This window comes from Halorubrum sp. SP9 (assembly GCF_005435015.1).
Taxonomy (GTDB): domain Archaea; phylum Halobacteriota; class Halobacteria; order Halobacteriales; family Haloferacaceae; genus Halorubrum; species Halorubrum sodomense.
In genome coordinates, this window is the sequence record NZ_SGXU01000187.1 from 1 (window position 1) to 783 (window position 783).

Genomic DNA, 783 nt, shown 5'->3' on the forward strand with positions numbered 1-783 from the left:
TCGAGTGATCAGACGCAACTCGGGGGAGGGGGTTCGAACGCTGGCCTGTTCTGCGTCTCCTTCAAAAACAGCAGGAAAGGTAATGGGTTGGGGCGGGACTCTGAACAAGTACGTACGAAGTCTTCCCCCGCGCTGTCGGGCGGTATGGAGCGTCTCTGGGGGTTCCATGCCACCCATGAGCATACAACGAAACGAACTTCAGCCGATGAGTCCGGCTGACGCGCAAGAGTTGTTCCTCGACCACAAGGCGACCAATTGTACCGAAGCTACTGTCCGTAACCACCGCTACAGGACGAACCACTTCGTCCGCTGGTGCGACATCGAAGGGATCGACAACCTAAACGACCTGACCGGACGGCACCTCCAGGAATACCGTCTCTGGCGCAAGGAAGACGGCGATCTCTGTCCGCTCACGGTCAAGGCACAAATGTCGACGCTGCGCGTCTTCCTGAAGTGGGCCGCATCGATCGAGGCCGTGCCGTCGGATCTCTACGACAAGATCATGATCCCACGTGTCGCTCCCGAAGAGCGGCAGCGCGACGAAACACTCGATGCGGACACTGCTGAAGAAATCCTCGAGTATCTCACAAAATACCACTACGGTAGCGAGAAGCACGTCGTTATGGCGCTACTCTGGGAGACCGGGATGCGTATCGGCGGTGTGCATTCGCTCGATCTCGACGACGTCAACCTAGAAGAGCGGTACCTCCGGTTGGAACACCGCCCACACCAGGGAACGAACCTGAAGAACGGCGAAGCCGGGGAGCGACTGGTCGCGATCAC

1 protein-coding gene is annotated in these 783 nt (G+C 58.6%); it reads left to right on the forward strand.

The features are described from left to right. Window positions 1–175 precede the first annotated feature (175 nt). A partial coding sequence (locus EXE45_RS17125; RefSeq protein WP_158294310.1) for a site-specific integrase occupies window positions 176–783 on the forward strand: 608 nt, incomplete at its 3' end.